We start from the raw sequence: 15,106 nt of genomic DNA, 5'->3' as shown, positions 1-15,106 counted from the left end.
AAAGGGATGGTTCTCGCTGCGCCCCCATCGATTTCGCGGGTGATGGTGATCATTCAACTGTTTCACAGCTGCGCCCACTGCCTCGGACGGATGGCGGTACCAGTCCTCGTCCATCGGTTCATCGCAGCCACGTGCGCCGTCCTGCGTGCCAGCTTAGAAGCTGCTGCTCACCGACGCCCGTTCCAGGTACTTGACGATTTCCCGGGCGAAGGCCGGCAGGTCCTCAGGCGTTCGGGACGTAATCACGTTCCCGTCGCATACGACCTCTGCATCTACCCACTCGCCCCCGGCGTTGACCACGTCGTCGCGAATCGGCAGATAGCCCGTCACCCGCCGCCCGCGCACCGCACCCGCCGACGCGAGCATCCATCCGCCATGGCAGATCGCCGCCGTCAGCTTCCCGGACTCGTACGCCTTGCGGACGAGATTCACCATCGGCCGGGAGAGCCGCATGTGATCCGGGGCGAACCCGCCGGGAATCACCACCGCATCGAACTCATCCGCCTTGACCTCATCCGCGGACCGGTCCGCTGTGATTGGATAGCCGAGCTTGCTGTGATAAGTAGATTTCCTGCCCGATCCGACGATGACGACCGTCGCACCCTCCTCTTGCAGCCGGAGTACCGGATACCAAGCCTCCAGCTCCTGGTAATCATCCTCGATCAGCAGCGCAACGCGCCTGCCGTTTAACCTCATAGCTTTCGCTCCTTCCATTCACTTTCATTATCAATTCATCTAGCACGCCCCCAAGCAGGCCGTTGCCGTTCCCCGTCCGGGTGAGCATTACGCTCTCTGGTATTTGCCGGGCTTCTTGGCAGCTTCCAGCCTTTCGAAGAGCTCCCCGCTTGTGATCACGTCGCCGTAGTTCATTTGGATATTCCGCAGCGCTTCCCAGTGCTGCCCGTACCCCAGAGGCACATCGTGCGTATGGGGACTAGGGACCGCGGTCGTGCAGTCTGCCAGCACGATAACCTTGTAAGTTCTGTTCCATGCGTCGATCGTGGTGGCGTGGACGCAGTTCGCCGAGGTGATCCCGGCGATCACCAGAAACTCCGTTCCCAGCTCCCGCAGGTATTCTTCAAGCTGCGTGCCCACGAAGACGCTGAAGCGGCTTCTCCGCAAGACCGGTTCGCCTTCCCGGGGTTCCAGCTCGCCTGCAAAATGGTCTGTCTGAGGGTTCCCCCAGCTTGCGGCCGACTCCGGCGTGCCCGGATTCAAGGCCGGCCATTTCAAAGCGCAGATACCCTTATCCAGACCCTCAGGACTCAGGCCCCACTGAGACCAGATGACCGGACTGCCTTCTTCACGGAACCGCTTGACGACCCGCTCGACCGGTTCGACCGTGTCCTTTCCGCTCGGGGCGCCCCCCACGCTGGGAATGGCCAGCGCACCATCGGGATCGGTGCATACGGGCTGCATATCCATTACGAGCAACGTCGCGCGCTTCGGATCGATCTCCGGCGCAACCATAACACTCCTGTCAATGACCTTATCAATATTTTCCAGCGTGAATTTCAAAGACGACATGCGAATTCCTCCTTCTGAATTTTAGAGTTGGTTCGAGCCTTACTTCCCGTTATGGATGGTCATTCCTTGCGGTTTACATGACTTCCACCCCCTTAAAATGCTCTACTTTTTTAAAATTCGCTGCCATATTTTGATACCGCATCTAAATTGACTTCAATTCCCAGTCCGGGATTATGGGGAACCGGCAGTTTTCCTTTTTGCAAGGTGATCGGTGTTGTTAAAAGTTCATCTCGGAGAGGATTAGGGTTTCGATCGTACTCGACGATCGGTTCATTTTGCAGCGGAACGGGATGTGCCGTATGCGGACTTGGCGGGATCGATGCCAATACATGAAGCGCCGCTGCCAGGGCGATTCCCGACCCCCATACATGGGGGATGACCGTTACGCCAAAGCTGGAGGCCAGTGCCTGTATTTTCATCCATTCGGAAAAACCTCCGGAAACGCAAATATCCGGTTGGGCTATATCTACACAGCCCCCTACAAATAAATCCCGGAAACCAAATCGGGTAAACTCGCACTCACCTCCTGCAATGGCAATGCTTGTTGAAGATCTGACCTCGCGGTAACCCGCCCGGTCCTCCGGCACCACGGGTTCTTCCAACCACCTGACATTAAATTTTTCAAGTTCCTTCGCCATTTTCACTGCCGTAAAAACATTATAGGCATGGTTGCAATCCACCAATAGGCAAGTGTCGGGTCCGATGGCCTCTCTAATGGTTCTCACCCGCTCTATATCCTCTTCTATGGACAACAAGCCTACTTTCATTTTTAAAATCTGAAATCCCGCGTCCACGTAAGAACGAGCTTCTTCAGCCAACTTGGGCAGTGATGCCTTGTAATTGAGAACATCCTCGCCTCTGTAGTAGCAGCCTGTGGCATAGGCCGTTATGCTTTTCCGAAACGGGCCTCCAATCAAGTTATGTACCGGTTGATGCAGCATCTGGCCATAGATATCCCATAAAGCGATATCTATTGCGCTTAACGCTTCAATATACGTTCCTTTTTGTCCGAAATCCCGCGTATCTGCATAATGCTGTTCCCAAATTTTCATCGGATTTTGCAGCTCTTGATTGATTAATTTGGGTGCCAAGACGTGTTTAACAACAGCTGCGACGGGTTCGGGAGGACCGTATTGCCCTCCCTCCCCCCACCCCACGAGCCCATCGTCCGTCTCTACTTTTACGATGAAACTGTTTCTCTCCGGAAAAGAGCACTGGGAAGAGTAAAAACGTTCATTACCCAACGGCGTTCGCAATATATACGTTTGGATACTTTTTATTTTCATATCGTTCCTCCTCACAAAGTTGGGGGTTCATTCCATATTTCCCAAAACCTTCTGGTTGCCCGCCACGTCAAGGACTAGCTCATGCAATTGGTTTCCCAACTCAAAGGACTGCTCCTTGTTTCCGCTTTCAGGTTCTTGAGCGGCCTTCTCCAGTGCCTCCTGCAGCAAGTCTATCGTTTGATCATTCATTACACTTGCCGCAATTCCGGCGCTTAACATAATCATAATATTATGTATACAATGATGTTGAAATTCGTTATATAATTCGACATTTACTGAATATCGTATGGTTCATATTCAAAGTGTATACTGCAATATTCGTTTTCATGACTCAAATTGGATTTCATTGTATACAATCATGTCAACGCTTCCAATTTAACACAGCTTTTAAAATTAATCAACATCTTTTTCAAAATTTAGCAATAGGGTTCCGATTACGGACAGGCATGAAGTAAAAGCCGTTTGTTTGGTGGCGGAACGATCCCAAGTGAATCATTCTTCACTTGGGACGTCATTTTAGTCGCTGCCCACCAATCCGTTTATTTACGTTTTGTGCCAAGCGCCCAGTCAACATAAGCTTCTCTCATATCCACATTATCTTTATCAACAATAACCGTCGGAACATTCTGAATCTTATCAATAGAGAAGCCCAGAACTTGGTGCATAAAAACAGATTTAATTAATTCACGCCCCATATCAACCGTACCGACATCAACAGTAGCTGTCAGCTTCCCTTGACGGATCGACTCAAAACCGGACTTCAGGCCGTCCGCACCGATAACCATAATGCCTTCCTTGCCATCCCACAGCTTTAGACCGCGTCCTTCGACGGCCTGCACGGCGCCCAGAGCCATTTCCTCATTCTCTCCATAGATTAAATCGACATTCGAATGTGCTTGCAGCAGGTTCTCGGCAGCCTGCATCCCTTTGTCCCGAACGTAATCACCGCGTTGTTCTCCTACGATTTTCATATCGGGATACTTTGAAATCGCCTCCAAGAAACCATTTTTACGTGAAGTAGCAAAGTAACCGGGTAAACCCCATACCAACAAAATATCGCCTTTTCCGCCTAACTTTTCAGCTGCATATTGACCTACAAGATACCCTGCCTGGTAATGATTGTTGTAACTGATTACCGAGACCGCCTTCAAATCGTTTTCATCCCACATTTCAGCCGGCATATTAAACAAATAAATCATGGTTCCCTGTTTCATCGCCTTCTCATAGACGGCGTTCATAGAATCAAAATCACCGGTAGTACAAACAAATATGGCATCAAATCCTAGTGACGTCCAGTTTTCGATGGTTGCCACTTGCGACTCTACCGACTGAAAATTACCCGGTGCTGCCATCTGAAACTCGAATTTCACACCAAATCGGTCACTTAATTCATTCATCATCGTATTGGCGGCATGTTCAAAAATGTCATAATGCTCGGAAGCGGCCGGCGGTGAAAATCCGATTTTAAGTGTAGTCCCGTTTGCTGCTTCTCTCACAAATTGTTCAAAATGGCTGTCTCCCCACTGATAAACGCTGCCAGATGGCAGACTGTAATTCTCTTGAGGCGCAGAAGAATTGTCGCAACCTGACACTGTCAAAATGGCAAATAAAGATAAAAATAAAATACTCCATCTCAATTTTTTGAACGACATAAGATAGACCTGCCTCCTTCATTTTAATGGAATTTTTTCTGTACAGCTTCACACGTCCCCGCTCACCTTCTAAGAAATATCAAGGATTAAACGTTTTTTGTCTCTTTGTCTCACCCCCTTTCAGCTTTCACTTTGTCTTTGAAGTAACCGGCCAAAATCGGTACGGATACGGCAAGAAGAATAATGAAGCCTATAACTATGGTCTCCCAATACGGATTCACATTGTTAAGATTCATGGCATTTTTGATCATAAATAAAATAATGGCCCCGAGCGCAGTTCCGATTAAGGTTCCTTTCCCGCCGGCTAATGCCGTTCCTCCGATGATCGCAGCAGCAATAGCCTCCAACTCGTAGCCCTTGCCCATTTCAGGATTTACCGTGGTAAGACGCGAAGCCAGAAGAACACCTGCTATTGAGGCGGTAAGCCCGGATAGTGCATAGACCTTAATGCGCAGCCTATCGACCTTGATACCCGATATACGAACCGCCTCTTCACTGCTTCCCAGAGCCAGAATATGGCGGCCAAATTTCATTTTCCGATATACGATTAGGAGCGCGATAAGCAGAACAATCGCTATAATCACAGGAAACTGCACGCCAAAAATGCGTCCCGAGCCAAGAAATTGAAAACCGTTGGTCATATATGAACGGAAAGGAATGGCTCCAGTCCAAACGTATAAGATACCTCGCAGAATAATCATCATGGCTAACGTAGCCATAAAAGGAGATATATTTAATTTAGTAATGGTAAGCCCGTTTACGGCACCTATGAATACCCCAAGGATTAAGGCCGTTGCAACCGCTATGACAACATGAACATCCTGTTTAAGCAACCATGCAGCCATTCCACCGCATATACCGCATATAGATCCAACCGATAAATCAATACCGCCCGTTGAAAGGACAAAGGTCATGCCAAAAGCCAATATCATGACGAATGAAGCCTGCTGCAGCACGTTGAAAAGATTTGTATGAGTTAAAAATTTTTCCGAGAAAAACGACATCGCTATTATGATTACTCCCAGGACTATGAAGAGGCCCAGGAGATGCCGGTCGATTTTTAGGGAAAACCCGAAGGCGTGTTGCCTGCCCATCATTTCCAAACCCTTATTTTCCAATGTCACACCCTCCTCTTGACGTATCTTTATTTTCGACGGTATGGCTCATATCAGTTTTTGGCGGCTAAATAACGTTCAATCGCTACTGCAATAATAATGATCAGCCCGGTAATGATTAAACGATAAAACTGGTTCACGGAAAGAAGATCCAAACCGTTGGATACAAGTCCAAGGATTAAAGCGCCAATCGCCACCCCAACCACACTTGCCTTGCCGCCAAACAAACTTGTGCCGCCAATGACGGCTGCAGCAATCGCATTCAGCTCATATTCTGAGCCCATTAATGGCTGCACAGACGTTAGACGTGAAGTCAGAAGGATACCGGCTGCTGCTGCGAGCAATCCCGAAATGGCATACACACTGATTTTGATTCTATCCGTGGACACACCGGATAAGCGTGCTGCTTCTGTATTGGAGCCTGTGGCTATAACAAGGCGTCCGTAACTGGTAGATTTGAAGATAAAATACAATACCAGAAAAATGACCAATGTGATTAAGACCGGCATCGGAATTCCCAGCACTTTTCCTTGAGCAAGAAAGGCAAACTCCGGAGTGACAAAATTACGAATGGGTTCATCTTTCGTGAGCAGGAATAACAGTCCCCGTGCGATATATAGCATGGCAAAGGTCACCAAAAAGGCCGAAACCCCCAATTTAGTGATGATGAGCCCATTGATGGTCCCAATGAGTAAACCTACAAATAATCCTGCCGGGATGGCGATCCACATGGTTGAGCCACTCATCATTAACCAACCGGTAACTCCGCCAGCGAGTCCAAGCACCGACCCGACAGATAAATCAATGCCGCCCGTTGAAAGCACAAATACGGTTCCAAAAGCAACCAGCATAACGAATAACGATTGCACCAATACGTTTAATAAATTTCCGACCGTCAGGAAGTTTGGCGCCGTCACGGCCAAAAACAGAAATAACAGGATGAGGATAACGGATACGCCAACCCCGTCGCGTGTCATAAGGATAAAAAAACGATTTTTAGAATGAGCTGCTTTATAGGAATGGGTTAAAATTTTAGGATTCATCATCATTTATGTCCTCCTGAAGCGTAGTACATAATGTTCTCCTCTGTAGCTTCCTCACGTGAAAATTCATGTACAAATTCTCCTTTATGCATTACATAGATCCGGTCGGAGAGTCCCATAAGCTCAGGCAGGTCGGAGGAAACCATAAGTATTCCTCCCCCATTACGTACAAACTCTGCCATTAAATGATAAACCTCGACCTTTGCGCCTACATCAATTCCTACCGTCGGTTCGTCAAAAATCAACACTTTGGGCTTGGTGAAGAGCCATTTAGCCAGAATGACTTTTTGCTGGTTGCCGCCACTTAAGAACCTTACGTTTTGATGCACAGAAGGGGTCTTAATGCCTAAACGTTTTACATAATCCGATGCGATATCTAATTCTGCTTTTTTCTTTAAAATAAACTTTTTAGAAAGAATTTGTTTCATCGAAGCGAGGGTTATATTTTTGCTGACTGACATTTCGATTAACGCCCCATGCAATTTCCGGTTTTCCGGGAGCAAGCCGATACCGGCACGAATGGCATCACGCGGAGACTGAATTCGAATGGGTTTCCCATTGACTTCTATGGTTCCTGAACGGATTGGATCAGCACCTGCAACTGCCCGTACGGTTTCCGTTCGTCCTGAACCGGCAAGCCCGGCTATCCCTACAATTTCTCCTTCTTTCACATGGAAACGGATATTTTTTAAAACCCCTGGCTGGTTTACATCTGTCACTCGCAAAACTTCTTTGCCGATTGGAACGGTTTCTTTTGCAATGAAATTCGATATCTCACGCCCTACCATCATGGAAACGAGCCGGTCAACATCGGTCTCTTCGGCATTCACTGTTGCTATGTGCCTTCCGTCACGCATGACATGAAAGCGGTCGGCCAGCAAGAACAGCTCTTTGAGATGATGGGATACATAAATGATCGATACGCCTTGTTCCTTTAGGGCACGAATAAAGTCGAATAAAACTTCGCGTTCGTGTTCGGCAAGAGCAGCCGTTGGTTCATCCATAATGACGACAGAGGCCTTGACAGAAAGTGCTTTCGTAATCTCGATAACGCGATTTTTCAGAGCGCCAAGCTCGGCTACCGGCCGTTTCAAATCCTCTACGGTAGAAAAGAAATTCCGGTAAAGCTTCTCCGTTTCCCGGTACATTTCTTTTTCATTTAGAATTTCCACTGCACCGCCGAGATACGAGTTATAAATTTCCCGTCCGAGATATACATTCTCCACTGCAGTTAAATGAGGGGCTAGCGTCGGCTCTTGAAATATGGTACTAATCCCAAGTTCTTGAGCATGTCTGGCATCTTGTATTTCTACAGATTTCCCCCGAACCCGGATTTCCCCGCTATCCTTGCGATATAAACCCGATAAAATCTTTATCAAAGTAGACTTGCCGGCACCATTTTCTCCTACCAGCGCCAGCACTTCGCCCTTTCGCACTTCGAGCGAAACGTTTTCAAGCGCCTTCACACCGGGAAATTCCTTGGTAATTCCGGTCATCGAAATAAGCACGTCATCATCTTCTACTCCCATTTGCGATCCTCCGTTCCTATAAATTCCCGGGCAGTTGAAGCTGTTAAGCATAACAAAAGTTCATCTTCTTTCATCTAAAAGAGTCCCGGTCTTATTGGGACAAGAATAAGGCCAAGACTCTTTTTTTGCTGCACCAAAAACAATATTGAAATAAAATTTAAGGGGTACTCATTTCAAGCTCTTCGATGGCCAGGAGCGCCGCTTGCGCACATTCGGCGTCTTGATCTGCCGTACCGCCCGAAACTCCAATCCCCCCTACCAATTGCTCCTCGATATATATGGGGCAGCCCCCTCCAAAAATCGTCATTCTGTCGGCGTGTACAAGTCCATGCAATAATGAAGGGGTGTCTTTAATGATCGGGTACCAATCCGCTGTAGGGATGCCAAAGCCAACGGCTGTATAAGCTTTGTTTTGGGCAAGTTGACTGGGAATAAGCTGGGCTCCATCCATTTTTATGTATCCTGCTAAATTCCCGCCGTCATCCAGAATAGCAACGCATATTTGTATATCCAGCTCTTTCGCTTTGTCCATGGCATAATTTAACATTTTACTCACTACTTCTTGCGGCAAAATCGTTTTTTTCGGTATGGACATCGATTTCAATCCTTTCGTTATGGTTATAGATTAAAAAGATCAAAGCCATTTGATAGGTAGTAGATGAGATTGCATTAGTTTACCCGATCTTCGAGGACGGATAAAGCTCGTGTACCTTAGGGTCGTGGGCCGGCAGTACGATCGCGTCCATCCCGCGTATCAGATCCATAGCGGCAACCACATTTTCGAAGTTATAGTAGTAACCGATGGGAATGTCGGCTTCGAGGTTCTCGTACATATAGATTTCGTCGCCGGGGATGATGACGATTCCCTGAGCGGTCTCGACGGTCACCATCTGGTGGCCGGGGCTGTGGCCGCCGGTCCAGATCACCCGGATGCCCGGCAGTACCTCCACTTCGCCGTCGACTAGCTCAAGGCGCTCCCACGCCTCGTTCGCCAGCCAGCCGAACGCCTCGCGCGGGAAACCAACCCGGGGAGCGTAACGCTTGTTTTCGGGCATAAGAACATAGAGCCACTCGCGACGGTTGAGGATGATGCGAGCATTCGGGAAAAGGCGGGCATTGATGTAATGGTCAAAATGCAGATGCGTCAGGATCAGCGTATCCACGTCCTCTGGCGCCACGCCGGCTTGTCGCAGCAGCGCTTCCGTCGTACGGCTTGGAGCGGAAACGCAGCGCCTTATTTGCTCTTCGGTCAGGTAGCCTTCTAAATTGTCTATGCCGGTATCGATGAGAATCGTGTGTCCTCTGCCTTGGACAAGAAAGAAATTTTGCACGATCTTGACCGGATCGTGTCGACCGAAGGCGTGCAGGTAGATCACGGTTCCCGGCGCGACCCACTCCCCGTTGTTCAAGATGGTCACGGTGTACATGAGCTCTGTTCACCCTTTCTGCTTTTTTGCGACCCTTTTACGAGTATCGGCCTCGGCTAACGAGTCGGTAAAATTCTCTTCCGCGTCGGATGCCGGCTCTACCAAACCCGGACGCTCAGAAGGCGTGCTCACGGGTCTTTCATCGGCTCTTCCCGCCCGGTCACCGTACGTGTTAACCCGATCAGCAGGAGGGCGAGGGCGAGTTATTCAGTGAGCATGGACCGACTGTCGAGAAGTACTCTGCCGAGAACCTCGCTTTCCCTATACCCGCTAAACTCTCACCGTTGCCAATGACGTTAAGCTTTGATCGAACCTTTTCGAACACGGTACTGACTCGCGCTAGTTCAAAAACCCGGTGCATCCGCATTGCCGGGTGTGACCTTCTGCGACAGGATGTGGGAATGACGCCTCTTGATGTACTCGGCGCAGCGGACGGCAAGCGCCTGCAAGGTACTGGTCGGATTGACGGCGGCGCTGGTCGGCAGCGAACTGGCGTCGACGATGAACAGGTTAGGTACGTCCCAGGTCTGATTGTATTTGTTGGTTACCGAATCTTCCGGCGTATTTCCCATCCGGCAGGTGCCCATAATGTGCCATCCTGGCGGTGGTTTCGTAACGCCTGTAACCCCCGTACTGCTTGAATCGGTTAGGCCGCCGGCGGCCTCGGCAGCCTCGCGCGCCCTTTGCCTGCCGAACGCGATGAGTCGAGCGTCGTTTTCGGGCAGCTTGTAGTGCAAGTGCGGCGCGGGAAGCCCGCTTGAATCGGTGACTTTGGGGTCCAGCGTGACCCTGTTTGTTTTTACCGGGAGATCCTCTCCCTGCACATAGACAAGCACATGCCGACCAAAGTGTTCGTTGAAAAATTTCCGGTGATCCGCCCCCCACGGCGCAAGATAACCACTCGTCGTTCCCATCGCCGTATAGGCTGAACCGTTTGCCCGCCCGACTTGCAATGAGAATCCGTTGACAAAGTTATGATTTGGATTCGTGTCGTAGAACTCCTGACTGTACAGGGACGCTGGTTCGGGGCCCTTGAAATCTTCTATGGGCTCGTCGAACCAAAAATCTTCGAAAGCCCAGCTGTGGAACATGAGGTGCGTGCCTACAAGTCCGTTGCTGTTCGCCAAACCGTCCGGGTGTCCGTTCTGGGCGGACATCAGGAGCAAGCGGGGGGTACCGACGGCATTCGCACACATCACGACGATGTCGGCACGAACCTCGTGCCGCTCGCCGGTGATCCGGTTGATGTAAGTCGCGCCAGTAGCACGCCCGTCTTTGCCAACGTTAATCCGCTCAACCCGCGCGTTGGTGCGCAGATCGACACCGTTTCGGATGGCCTTGGGCCAGTAAGTGACATCAGTAGAGCCGATCGAGCCGCGCGGGCACCCGCTTAAGCAGGGTCCGCACGCATTGCAGGGGAGACGGCCGTCTTTATGCCGGGTCAGGATAGCGTAGTCTGCCGGCCACCAGTGCCACCCGAGTTTCCCAAACGCCTTTGCCATCTTCAAGCCGAGCTTTCCCGGGGGGATAGGAGGACCATATCCCTTCAGCTTTTTGGGATTCCCCAGGTCGCCGACTACACGCGCCACCCCGAGCTCCGCGTCATTGATATTGTAGAACGGCTCCAGTTCCTCGTAGCTGATTGGCCAGTCGATCGTTCCTTCCAGCCCGTGCTCCGTCCCCTTACGAAAGTCAACCGGTTTGAAACGCGGCCAAGCGCCCGCGAAGTGTCTGGTTGAGCCGCCAACAGCGTTAAATACATACGGAGTTGCGTTGCCCGTGGTCGGATAGTCCTCCGGAAGCCTGCGCTTGTTCGGGTCGAAATCCCAACCTCGTTTCCTCTCGATCTCCCATTCGTGGTGGAAATGCGGGTGGTCGAGCGGGTGTACCCAATCGCCCTGCTCCAGGCACGTGACTTTGATCCCTGCGTCGCTCAGCCGTTTGCTGACTGCGCCACCGGCCGCGCCCGCGCCGATTACCAGCACGTTCGTTTCTACATGTTTCGCCATTTTGATCCCTCCTCCAGAGTCATTTATTCCGACATGCTCGTTCTACTCACCATTTCATAACGACGGATTAACCTCAACAAACGGGATGGCCTTTACCTTGGCAAAATCGGCAGGCTGGAGCCAGAAGGGTTCTATCCGCTCACGGCCAAGGATGACATGCGTCTCATGCTTGTTTTCATTAGGGGCCAATGCAACCCGGTATCTATTTTTCTTCATTACAGGAAGGCTTGGAATGCTCCTCACTTGATGGTGGCTTGCCCCCTGCAGCTCCCGGCTGATCCGGAGTCCGGACGTTCACACACTTGACATCTTCTGTCCGGATATACGAGCCTTTTACTTGCGAGAACAACGATTCATCCCACGGTTCGATCACGTCCAAATAGCCGTAGGGCTGCGGAGAGCTCCGGTAATCACGGCCTGCCTCGAGATTCTCGTTTATTGCCTTCGTGACCTCGGGCCGCGAGTAGTACCCATAGTAAACCAGATCTCTGAACTGCGAGAAGAAGGTTGGCGACTCCTGCTCGATACGTTTGAGAATTTCGACCTGCATGGCCGCGTCTGCCTGGAGAAAGTCTCCGCCGAGCTTATCCAATTCTGCCTTGAAGTTATCCTCCCCGGCGAAAGGAAACCATTTAGGCTCCTCGCCGCTCGGCGTGATGTAGCGCGCGATAAAGCGCACTATCCCGACTTCGCTGGGCCAAGGAAACCCCTCGCCGCCGGGAATGATTCGATCAGCCGCCGCATTCAGGACCGCCACTTGTACCTCCGTGAACTCGATCAGCTTCACAAAACCGCCTAGACGCGGCTTGAGCGGGGCGAATTGTTCCTGTGGCTCCTTCGTTGGTCCAACATTTGTATTTCCTAGTTCCTCCTCGGGAAAAGACAAAGACGACACGCTAACTCCTCCCTCCAAATGCTAGAGTTACTTGTGTCACCATCCCCGCGAAAGGGATGGTTCTCGCTGCGCCCCCATCGATTTCGCCGGTGATGGTGATCATCTTCGGTCAATCTTCAACTGTTAATTCACAGCTGCGCCCACTGCTTGGTACCAGTCCTCGTCTCGGTTCATCGCAGCCACGTGCGCCGTCCTGCGTACCAGCTTAGACGCTGCTGCTCACCGACGCCCGTTCCAGGTACTTGACGATTTTATCAACTTTCATTATCAAACCATAAGACCGTTGCCGTTCCCCGTCCGGGTGAGCATTACGCTCTCTGGTATTTGCCGGGCTTCTTGGCAGCTTCCAGCCTTTCGAAGAGCTCCCCGCTTGTGATCACGTCGCCGTAGTTCATTTGGATATTCCGCAGCGCTTCCCAGTGCTGCCCGTACCCCAGAGGCACATCGTGCGTATGGGGACTAGGGACCGCGGTCGTGCAGTCTGCCAGCACGATAACCTTGTAAGTTCTGTTCCATGCGTCGATCGTAGTGGCGTGGACGCAGTTCGCCGAGGTGATCCCGGCGATCACCAGAAACTCCGTTCCCAGCTCCCGCAGGTATTCTTCAAGCTGCGTGCCCACGAAGACGCTGAAGCGGCTTCTCCGCAAGACCGGTTCGCCTTCCCGGGGTTCCAGCTCGCCTGCAAAATGGTCTGTCTGAGGGTTCCCCCAGCTTGCGGCCGACTCCGGCGTGCCCGGATTCAAGGCCGGCCATTTCAAAGCGCAGATACCCTTATCCAGACCCTCAGGACTCAGGCCCCACTGAGACCAGATGACCGGACTGCCTTCTTCACGGAACCGCTTGACGACCCGCTCGACCGGTTCGACCGTGTCCTTTCCGCTCGGGGCGCCCCCCACGCTGGGAATGGCCAGCGCACCATCGGGATCGGTGCATACGGGCTGCATATCCATTACGAGCAACGTCGCGCGCTTCGGATCGATCTCCGGCGCAACCATAACACTTCTGTCAATGACCTTATCAATATTTTCCAGCGTGAATTTCAAAGACGACATGCGAATTCCTCCTCCTGAATTTTAGAAATTTAGAGTTGAGTTCGAGCCTTACTTCCCGTTATGGACGTGGTCATTCCTTGCGGTTACATGACTTCCACCTCCTTAAAATGCTCTACGGTTTCACATTCTTCCGCATCGGGACGATGCTCTACAGCCGCTTTGCGGACCGCCGACGGACGGCGAGCCAGGATGCCTTGATCAGGGCTTCATCGCCGTTTGCTTGTTCTCACCGTCAGACATGGTTCACATGAACAAAGAAAGCGCTTTATACACCCCAAGAATCCGCTTTCAAAAAATAGTTTGGATTGTAAGCCCTTTCATTTCAGGGTGACAACGATTTGATACCACATTTAAATTGACTTCAATTCCCAGTCCGGGATTATGGGGAACCGGCAGTTTTCCTTTTTGCAAGTGATCGGTGTTGTTAAAAGTTCATCTCGGAGAGGATTAGGGTTTCGATCGTACTCGACGATCGGTTCATTTTGCAGCGGAACGGGATGTGCCGTATGCGGACTTGGCGGGATCGATGCCAATACATGAAGCGCCGCTGCCAGGGCGATTCCCGACCCCCATACATGGGGGATAACCGTTACGCCGAAGCTGGGGGCCAGTGCCTGTATTTTCATCCATTCGGAAAAACCTCCGGAAACGCAAATATCCGGTTGGGCTATATCTACACCGGTAAACTCGCACTCACCTCCCGCAATGGCAATGCTTGTTGAAGATCTGACCTCGCGGTAACCCGCTCGGTCCTCCGACACCACGGGTTCGGGAGGACCATATCCCTCCCCCCACCTCACAAGCCCATCGTCCGTTTCCACTTTTACGATACAGAGTTGGGGGGGCATTCCATTTCATATGGTTTTAATATTATTTTTCACTGCAAATAGGATGGATTCTTTGGTTCCTCTCACATGTTTTCTCATTCTGCGCTCCGCAAGCTCACCATCTCTGGCTTGAATAGCCTCAAATATTTCCCAATGTTCCTTATTGGATAATTCCAATCTTCCGGGAATATGGTTGGAAAAATAATGAAATCTCTGAATTTGGTTTTTAAAATCGGAAACGATCGTCAAAACCTTCTGGTTGCCCGCCACGTCAAGGACAATCTCATGCAACTGGTTTCCCAACTCAAATGACTGCTCCTTGTTTCCGCTTTCAAGTTCTTGATCGGCCTTTTCCAGCGTCTCTTGCAACAAGGCTATCTTTTGTTCATTGATCACACTTGCCGCAATTCTGGCGCTAATCCCTTCAAGCGCTTCTCTTACAGTAAAAATTTCCTCAAGATCTTTTACCGTTATTTCTTTAACCAAGGCCCCTCTTCTTGGAAAAAACTCGACCAAACCATCCTGGACCAGATGCCTGATCGCTTCCCTGATGGGCGTTCTGCTCACCTGATATTCCTTGGCCAGTTTTTCCTCGACCAAGGGTGTATTCGAAGGCAAATCGCCTTCCACAATCTTTTTCTTTAATGTTTCATAGACCACACTAAACCTCGAATTGCCCTGATCTTTGTTAGCCATTGCTTCTCTCTTCACTTTACACACTCCATTTGAATTTCAACTCATGTA

Annotated in this window: 15 protein-coding genes; all 15 read right to left on the bottom strand. The window is 50.6% G+C overall.

Translation table 11 applies throughout. The features are described 5' to 3' along the window. Positions 1-153 precede the first annotated feature (153 nt). A complete protein-coding gene (locus IJ22_RS07645; protein ID WP_054818554.1) occupies positions 154-696 on the bottom strand; it encodes a type 1 glutamine amidotransferase domain-containing protein in 543 nt (180 codons plus the stop codon). 87 nt (positions 697-783) lie between these two features. Next, positions 784-1,527 carry a cysteine hydrolase family protein gene (locus IJ22_RS07640; protein ID WP_062408303.1) on the bottom strand — a complete coding sequence of 248 codons (744 nt, stop codon included), beginning with the start codon at positions 1,525-1,527 and terminating at the stop codon, positions 784-786. 110 nt (positions 1,528-1,637) lie between these two features. Continuing rightward, complete coding sequence (locus tag IJ22_RS07635; protein ID WP_062408311.1) at positions 1,638-2,813, bottom strand: mandelate racemase/muconate lactonizing enzyme family protein; 1,176 nt, start codon at positions 2,811-2,813, stop codon at positions 1,638-1,640. A 27-nt stretch (positions 2,814-2,840) separates the two neighbouring features. After that, complete coding sequence (locus IJ22_RS25995; RefSeq protein WP_335338490.1) at positions 2,841-3,032, bottom strand: FCD domain-containing protein; 192 nt, start codon at positions 3,030-3,032, stop codon at positions 2,841-2,843. 320 nt (positions 3,033-3,352) lie between these two features. Next, complete coding sequence (locus IJ22_RS07630; protein ID WP_062408310.1) at positions 3,353-4,465, bottom strand: sugar ABC transporter substrate-binding protein; 1,113 nt, start codon at positions 4,463-4,465, stop codon at positions 3,353-3,355. Between the two features lie 110 nt (positions 4,466-4,575). Next, positions 4,576-5,583, bottom strand: coding sequence for an ABC transporter permease (locus IJ22_RS07625; protein ID WP_062408309.1), 1,008 nt, complete (start codon positions 5,581-5,583; stop codon positions 4,576-4,578). A gap of 50 nt (positions 5,584-5,633) precedes the next feature. Continuing rightward, positions 5,634-6,629 carry an ABC transporter permease gene (locus IJ22_RS07620; RefSeq protein WP_062408308.1) on the bottom strand — a complete coding sequence of 332 codons (996 nt, stop codon included), beginning with the start codon at positions 6,627-6,629 and terminating at the stop codon, positions 5,634-5,636. After that, positions 6,626-8,089 (bottom strand): sugar ABC transporter ATP-binding protein, encoded by a 1,464-nt coding sequence (locus tag IJ22_RS07615; protein ID WP_201023602.1) that lies wholly within the window; start codon positions 8,087-8,089, stop codon positions 6,626-6,628. The genes IJ22_RS07620 and IJ22_RS07615 overlap by 4 nt, the downstream gene beginning before the upstream one ends. A gap of 220 nt (positions 8,090-8,309) precedes the next feature. Continuing rightward, positions 8,310-8,747 carry a GlcG/HbpS family heme-binding protein gene (locus IJ22_RS07610; RefSeq protein WP_062408306.1) on the bottom strand — a complete coding sequence of 146 codons (438 nt, stop codon included), beginning with the start codon at positions 8,745-8,747 and terminating at the stop codon, positions 8,310-8,312. 79 nt (positions 8,748-8,826) lie between these two features. Then, positions 8,827-9,579: an N-acyl homoserine lactonase family protein gene (locus IJ22_RS07605; protein WP_054820191.1), complete on the bottom strand. Its 753-nt coding sequence runs from the start codon at positions 9,577-9,579 to the stop codon at positions 8,827-8,829. Positions 9,580-9,923: 344 nt separating this feature from the next. Further along, positions 9,924-11,588 carry a GMC family oxidoreductase gene (locus IJ22_RS07600; RefSeq protein ID WP_062408305.1) on the bottom strand — a complete coding sequence of 555 codons (1,665 nt, stop codon included), beginning with the start codon at positions 11,586-11,588 and terminating at the stop codon, positions 9,924-9,926. A 202-nt stretch (positions 11,589-11,790) separates the two neighbouring features. Further along, positions 11,791-12,483 carry a gluconate 2-dehydrogenase subunit 3 family protein gene (locus IJ22_RS07595; RefSeq protein WP_062408304.1) on the bottom strand — a complete coding sequence of 231 codons (693 nt, stop codon included), beginning with the start codon at positions 12,481-12,483 and terminating at the stop codon, positions 11,791-11,793. Positions 12,484-12,791: 308 nt separating this feature from the next. Continuing rightward, on the bottom strand, positions 12,792-13,535 hold the full coding sequence (locus tag IJ22_RS07590) for a cysteine hydrolase family protein (RefSeq protein WP_062408303.1): 744 nt from the start codon (positions 13,533-13,535) through the stop codon (positions 12,792-12,794). A 350-nt stretch (positions 13,536-13,885) separates the two neighbouring features. Next, positions 13,886-14,383 (bottom strand): enolase C-terminal domain-like protein, encoded by a 498-nt coding sequence (locus IJ22_RS07585; protein ID WP_235594285.1) that lies wholly within the window; start codon positions 14,381-14,383, stop codon positions 13,886-13,888. A 6-nt stretch (positions 14,384-14,389) separates the two neighbouring features. Next, positions 14,390-15,058, bottom strand: a complete 669-nt coding sequence (locus IJ22_RS07580; RefSeq protein ID WP_054817275.1) for a GntR family transcriptional regulator — start codon at positions 15,056-15,058, stop codon at positions 14,390-14,392. Positions 15,059-15,106: the final 48 nt, after the last annotated feature.

This window comes from Paenibacillus naphthalenovorans (assembly GCF_001465255.1).
GTDB lineage: Bacteria > Bacillota > Bacilli > Paenibacillales > NBRC-103111 > Paenibacillus_G > Paenibacillus_G naphthalenovorans.
The sequence above is the reverse complement of the archived record's forward strand: the minus strand, read 5'-3'. Positions and strand labels throughout refer to the sequence as shown.

Bases quoted from the DNA above. Each gene is read 5' to 3' on its own strand.
- IJ22_RS07620 (WP_062408308.1), bottom strand. From the start codon at position 6,629: ATGATGATGAATCCTAAAATTTTAACCCATTCCTATAAAGCAGCTCAT.
- IJ22_RS07605 (WP_054820191.1), bottom strand. From the start codon at position 9,579: ATGTACACCGTGACCATCTTGAACAACGGGGAGTGGGTCGCGCCGGGA.
- IJ22_RS07610 (WP_062408306.1), bottom strand. From the start codon at position 8,747: ATGTCCATACCGAAAAAAACGATTTTGCCGCAAGAAGTAGTGAGTAAA.
- IJ22_RS07635 (WP_062408311.1), bottom strand. From the start codon at position 2,813: ATGAAAATAAAAAGTATCCAAACGTATATATTGCGAACGCCGTTGGGT.
- IJ22_RS25995 (WP_335338490.1), bottom strand. From the start codon at position 3,032: ATGTTAAGCGCCGGAATTGCGGCAAGTGTAATGAATGATCAAACGATA.
- IJ22_RS07580 (WP_054817275.1), bottom strand. From the start codon at position 15,058: ATGGCTAACAAAGATCAGGGCAATTCGAGGTTTAGTGTGGTCTATGAA.
- IJ22_RS07585 (WP_235594285.1), bottom strand. From the start codon at position 14,383: ATGCCCCCCCAACTCTGTATCGTAAAAGTGGAAACGGACGATGGGCTT.
- IJ22_RS07640 (WP_062408303.1), bottom strand. From the start codon at position 1,527: ATGTCGTCTTTGAAATTCACGCTGGAAAATATTGATAAGGTCATTGAC.
- IJ22_RS07630 (WP_062408310.1), bottom strand. From the start codon at position 4,465: ATGTCGTTCAAAAAATTGAGATGGAGTATTTTATTTTTATCTTTATTT.
- IJ22_RS07600 (WP_062408305.1), bottom strand. From the start codon at position 11,588: ATGGCGAAACATGTAGAAACGAACGTGCTGGTAATCGGCGCGGGCGCG.
- IJ22_RS07590 (WP_062408303.1), bottom strand. From the start codon at position 13,535: ATGTCGTCTTTGAAATTCACGCTGGAAAATATTGATAAGGTCATTGAC.
- IJ22_RS07645 (WP_054818554.1), bottom strand. From the start codon at position 696: ATGAGGTTAAACGGCAGGCGCGTTGCGCTGCTGATCGAGGATGATTAC.